This is a genomic window from Candidatus Angelobacter sp., assembly GCA_035607015.1.
GTDB lineage: Bacteria > Verrucomicrobiota > Verrucomicrobiia > Limisphaerales > AV2 > AV2.
This window is the reverse complement of record DATNDF010000192.1, coordinates 21588-27587: the sequence shown is the minus strand read 5'-3', so window position 1 is coordinate 27587 and position 6000 is coordinate 21588. Positions and strand designations below refer to the sequence as shown.

At 56.9% G+C, this 6000-nt stretch carries 6 protein-coding genes; all 6 read left to right on the top strand.

Translation table 11 applies throughout. The features are described 5' to 3' along the window. The coding region (locus VN887_07910; protein HXT39931.1) for a response regulator transcription factor at positions 1–694 on the top strand (694 nt) is incomplete at its 5' end. A 153-nt stretch (positions 695–847) separates the two neighbouring features. Further along, a complete protein-coding gene (locus VN887_07905) occupies positions 848–1318 on the top strand; it encodes a response regulator (GenBank protein HXT39930.1) in 471 nt (156 codons plus the stop codon). Positions 1319–1380: 62 nt separating this feature from the next. Beyond that, on the top strand, positions 1381–1740 hold the full coding sequence (locus VN887_07900) for an STAS domain-containing protein (GenBank protein ID HXT39929.1): 360 nt from the start codon (positions 1381–1383) through the stop codon (positions 1738–1740). Positions 1741–2013: 273 nt separating this feature from the next. Next, on the top strand, positions 2014–3603 hold the full coding sequence (locus VN887_07895) for a GNAT family N-acetyltransferase (GenBank protein ID HXT39928.1): 1590 nt from the start codon (positions 2014–2016) through the stop codon (positions 3601–3603). 243 nt (positions 3604–3846) lie between these two features. After that, the gene (locus VN887_07890; GenBank protein HXT39927.1) at positions 3847–4740 is read left to right on the top strand and encodes a sugar transferase; all 894 of its coding nucleotides are present in this window, start codon (positions 3847–3849) and stop codon (positions 4738–4740) included. Beyond that, positions 4676–5857, top strand: coding sequence for a Gfo/Idh/MocA family oxidoreductase (locus VN887_07885; protein ID HXT39926.1), 1182 nt, complete (start codon positions 4676–4678; stop codon positions 5855–5857). Before VN887_07890 ends, VN887_07885 begins: the two co-directional genes overlap by 65 nt. Positions 5858–6000: the final 143 nt, after the last annotated feature.

Below are 6000 nucleotides of genomic sequence, written 5' to 3'. Positions count from 1 at the left end.
CCAAATTTTGACCGCTATGAAACGAATTACCGTCCTGCTCGCGGAAGATCACCAGATCGTTCGCGAGGGTTTCCGGTCGTTACTGAAACACGAACGCGACATTGAAGTGGTCGCCGAGGCGGCCAATGGCCGCCAGGCCGTGCAACTCACCCGGAAACTTCGCCCCGCGGTGGTGGTGATGGACATTGCGATGCCGCTGCTCAATGGGATGGAAGCCGCCCGTCAAATTCGCAAAGACTTTCCTGACACGAAGGTGCTCTTTCTTTCCGCGCACAGCGATGACGCTTACGTTGATCAAGTGGCCGTGTTGGGCGCGACGGGATTTTTGCTGAAACAAACTTCCTCGGAAAATCTGGCCACGGCGATTCGCGAGATCGAAAAAGGAAACAGTTTTTACAGCCAATCCATTTCCAAGCGCGCTAAGGACCGTTCTGAAAAGTCGGCGGCTCGAAGGGGGGAGTCCAGGAAGAATTGCAACCGTCTGAGTTCGCGCGAAGTGGAGGTGCTTCAATTGATCGCCGAAGGCCAGCCCAACAAACAGGTCGCGGCGGAACTGGGTGTCAGTTTCAAAACGATCGACAAACATCGGCAGCATCTCATGGCCAAGCTCAACATCCACGACATCGCCGGTCTCACCCGCTACGCCATTGCTGAAGGAATCATCGAGAGCAGTGTCCGGGTAACCATTACCTAGCTCGAGGGCGGCATCGCGGCTCTCTCTCCCGGCTCTATCCACGCTCGCTCCCTGCGCTGTCGGTTTTCGGGAAAATCTTCGATGGGGGGAAATACCGTAGGGGGAACGCCGTCATGGCGGCCGGGCGGTTTTTCCACTTATGGTTGGCCTGCAATGAAAAATCACAACGTCCGGCGAGCTGGAGAGTCTGCCGGGGTACAAGCTCGATATCAGGCGGACCCGTCCAACCGCATCCTCGTGGTCGATGATGACACGGATCTTCGGCTGTTGAGCGCCGAAGTGCTCAGTCGCTCCGGCTACCGGGTGGACACTGCCGAAGACGGCGCAGCCGGCTGGGAGGCGCTTCACGGCAACAACTACGATCTTTTGATCACCGACCACAACATGCCAAAGGTTTCAGGCATTGAGCTGGTCAAGAAGGTGCGTTCCGCCCGGATGGCGCTTCCGGTCATCCTCGCGTCGGGGGCATTGCCCACCGAGGAACTGAACCGTCATCCGTGGCTGCAATTGGCCGCCACACTGGTGAAGCCCTTCTCCAGCGGCCAGTTGCTCGAAACGGTCAAAGAGGTTCTGGCGCAGCCGACAGTCCGCACCGCCGCGTCGGGATCTACTTCCCGGCGATGACCGGAGCCTATCTCAGCCCAAAAATTCAGCAGAAGCATCGGAAGGAAAACGCATAAATGGAAATGAAGATTACAAACGAGGTCTTGACAGTCGGAGGCTTTGCCGAGTTGACCGCCGCCAATAACAAACTGTTCAGGAAGCAGATTTGTGCCTCCCTGGACGGACACACATCCATCGAAATTGATTTGTCCCGGACGACCTTTATGGATTGCGCCGGATTCGGCGCGTTGATAGCGTTGCGCAATTGCACGCGCGGCCGAAATGGTGTTACACGCCTCGTGAATCCCACCCCGCTTGTGCAGCAGCTGTTTGATGTCGTGGGCGCCGGACACATGTTCGAGATCGTCAACACCCGGCCCACACCCACACCTGTTTCACGAGCGATTCCATCGCTTCCGCGTCCAGCTTTGTCCTCCCTCTAGCTTCTGATTGGCGAACTTCTCCACGATCAGAAGCCGGCCGATCGGAAACAAGCGCCCGGCAAGAAAGCCATCCGGATGAATTCGAGCGAGGCGGAATTGCTCCAATTGATTGCCTCTGGCCCGCCAACAGAGGAGTCCGGTTTTCGCTGTCGCTCCGGGCCTGGTTCACGGTCCGTTCGTGACTTGCGAAGTTCCAAGAAAACCCCATACGGGAAATACCCCACGGTTAACCCCGTCATGGTGCTCGCATGATTGTCGGACTAATTTTGCGCAATGAAGAATAGCGAAGCCCTGCCAGCAGAAGAGTCAACCGGCGCACAAGCTCAAGGCCGGACGAAACCGTCCAACCGTATTCTGGTGGTCGATGACGACGTGGTCATCCGCAAGCTTAACGCCGAAGTGCTCAGTCGCTCCGGCTACGAGGTGGACACTGCCGAAGACGGCGCAGCCGGCTGGGAGACGCTTCTTGCCAACAACTATGACCTAATGATCACCGACAACAACATGCCCAAGATGACGGGTATTGAACTGCTCAAGAAGCTGCGCTCCGCCCATAAGGGACTCCCGGTCATCATGGCCACTGGAACGCTGCCCACGCAGGAACTGGCCCAAAATCCGTGGCTGGAGCCGGTCGCCACGCTGTTGAAGCCCTATCGCGCCGACCGATTGTTGGAAACGGTGAAGGATGTCCTGCACGCGACGTCCTTAAAAACCGACCATCCTCGCGCGTTGCCACAACACAACGGCGCTCGATCTTTCTCGGTAGAGCGATACACCGCCAGTCGCAAGCTGGAGTGGGACACGTTCGTGAGCGCAGCCAAGAACGCGACCTTCCTTTTTTCCCGCGACTACATGGACTATCACAGCGACCGGTTTAACGACCATTCACTGATGATTTTCAACGGCCGTGCGTTGGTTGCCGTGTTGCCGGCGAACCTCAACGAAAACGGCGCGCTCATCAGTCATGAAGGTCTGACGTATGGAGGGCTCGTGGTCTCTCGCGCGGCGACGCTGGACGATGTGCTGTCAAGTTTCCACGAGGCTTTGCGTTACCTGGGCCAAAAGCAGATTTCAAAATTGCTCTACAAACGGATTCCGGGGTTTTACAACACGCTCCCCGACGACGAAGTGGCGTATGCCCTGTTCCTCCTCGACGCCAGGCTTTATCGCCGGGATTGTTCGACGGCTATCTCGCAGAAGGACCGGCTTCCCATCCGAACGGATCGCAGAAGCGCGATTAAGAAAGCGATCCGTCGGGGAGTCCGTGTTGTCCAGGAAACGACTTTTCAGCCGTTTTGGGAACGGGTGCTGGCGCCAGAATTGGCTGCCCGGTACGGAGTCAAACCCGTGCATTCACTCGAGGAAATCACCCTGCTCGCTTCACGCTTTCCTGAACAGATCAAACAGTTTTCGGCCTATTGCGGCGATGAAATTGTCGCGGGGACAACCATCTACGAAACTCCGACCGTGGCGCACTCGCAGTACGGCGCGGTCACAGAAAAAGGGCGAAAGATTGGAGCGCAGGCTTTCGTGTACGGCTGGCTGATCGACAAATACACGGACAAGCGTTTCTTTGATTTCGGCATCTCCAACGAGAAGGAGGGCCGCGCTTTGAATCATGGCCTGCTGGACTGGAAAGAAGGTTTCGGCGCGCGCTGCTACGCGCACGACTTTTACGAGATCGCGACCGGGAATTATCCCCGGTTGCAACCCGTGCTGCAGCCCCGGCCCGAACCAACTTTGGCGCGACCTGGTACGGCCCAGCCATCGCACTCGGGGGAACGGCCGGTCCGGGCATGTTTCGCACACGCACCGGCGCTCATCGGTGAAGGAATCTCGACCGGCCGGGAAACGCGAGTATGAGTCTTCGCTCCAGTTGTGGGTTCGGTGATTCCTTGAGAGGGCAGAGTATTTGCGACCACAGGTTCCTTGAGCGCGGAGTCCGAATCCGCGATCTCATGGCCGTCACGTGTCCCGTCTTTCTGCGGTACGGCCCGGCCGTTGAGGATGACGCCCTTATCAGGCCGCGCGCGGTTCTTAGGAACCAACATCGGCTTTGAAGCCGGCGATAATTGGAAGAGTTTATTCGCCGTCGTAAACGTTTTCATGGATATTTCAATCGAAGTGGATGAATCGACGTGCTCGTCTTCGCTCAAAGCCGAACCGAACTTGCACTGGAAGCGCGCGCTGGATGCTCTTCTCATCCTGCTTGCCTTGCCACTCCTGATTCCGTTGTCGCTGCTTATAGCCCTGTTGATCCGTGGCGGCTCCCGCGGACCGGTTTTGTTCAGGCAGGAACGCGTCGGTTACATGGGCCGACGCTTCAGGTGTTTCAAGTTTCGGACCATGTCCGTTGATGCCGACACGACGACGCACCGGAAACACCTGCACCAATTGATGAATTCGAATACACCCATGACGAAAATGGATCTGCGGGGTGATCCCCGAATCATCCCGCTCGGCTCATTACTCCGGGCGTCGGGCCTGGATGAGCTGCCCCAGTTGATCAACGTGATGCGGGGTGAAATGAGCCTGGTGGGGCCGCGCCCCTGCCTGCCTTACGAATACGACAGATATCTACCCTGGCAGAAGGAACGGTTCAGTGCCCTGCCGGGTTTGACCGGGCTCTGGCAAGTGAGTGGAAAAAACAAGACCACCTTCATGAAAATGATTCAACTGGATATTCAGTACGCTAAAAACAAGACCCTCTGGCAGGATTTGAGAATCATGCTGATGACTGTTCCAGCCTTGGCCATTCAACTGATCGAGACGCGACTGGTTAAGAAATCATCGCCTCGTCAGGTCACTTCGAAAACCGGTTGCTTCCAAATTTCGCCAACGCCGGACGCCCTTGAACAGGCCGCCCTCACGGGTGATTCATGCTTTGCGCGGGGACGACGGACGGCCGCGGAAGGCGACAAAGTAGAATTCAATCATGTCAAAACCAATAAAAGTCGGGGTGGTTGGGTGCGGCTATTGGGGACCCAATCTGATTCGTAATTTCAGATCGCTCTCCGATTGCAGCCTGAAAATGATGTGCGATCTCAACAATGATCGCCTGACTCATCTTAAATCGCTGTATCCCGAGATTGAGGGCGAGACGAATTATGATCACATGCTCAACGGCGTCGGCCTCGGCGCGGTCATCATAGCCACATCGGTAAAATCGCATTTCCCGATGGCCAGGGCGAGTCTGTTGTCCGGCAAGCACACCTTTATCGAAAAGCCCATGGCGTCCTCATCCCGGGAATGTGAGGAGTTGATTGATATCGCACGCGGGAAAGGACTCGTGCTGATGACCGGCCACACGTTTCTGTACTCACCCGCCGTGCGGAAGATCAAGGAGATTGTCGATTCGGGGGACCTGGGGGATATCCGGTATATTTCCGCGCGGCGCCTCAATCTGGGTCTTTTCCAGAAGGACATCAACGTGGCCTGGGATCTGGCGCCGCATGATATATCCATAATCCAGCACATCATTGGGGAACAGCCTGTGAGCGTGAATTGCCGGGGCAGCGCTCATGTCACTCCTGGAATCGAGGACGTGACAACCATGTGCCTGAGTTTTCGCAGGCAACAAACGGCCATTATCCACAACAGTTGGCTGGACCCGAGAAAGGTGCGGGAGATGACGATCGTGGGCAGCCGGCGCATGATTGTGTACGACGATGTCGCCCCCCTGGAGAAGATCCGGATTTTCGATGTCCGGGTCGAGCGGCCGCCGCACTATGACACCTTTGCGGAGTTTCACTATGCTTACCACTATGGGGACGTCCACGTTCCTTACATCAAACAGGAAGAGCCGTTGAAAACCGAATGCCAGCATTTTCTGGATTGCATCAAACAAGGAACAACTCCGTTGACGGATGGCGCACAAGGTCTTCAAGTGGTTCGCACGTTGGAGGCGTCCTCCGAATCGCTTAAACGGGGTGGCGCCTCGGTCAATCTTTGCGAGCGGAAGAATGAGAACGGCTGGATAGCACCGATCCTGGAACCGTCCCTGCGCGCATCTGCTGCCGGAATTGCAAATCTTAACGACGTTGCGCCGGGCTGGCAGGAATCGGCAATTGCAGCTTCAGGTACGCGCCCGAAGAATTATGCCAATGCCGCCCTGTAGGTCTTGCGCGGCTGCCGTTGCATCAGGGCGATCCGGCGCCAGGCCGCGCGGCCGCCGCCGAATGATTCGCAGTCACGATGACTGAACGACACGGGTTTTTCCGGATCGGGAACTGGCTCGCGCCAGGAGTGTCCGTCGCGGTC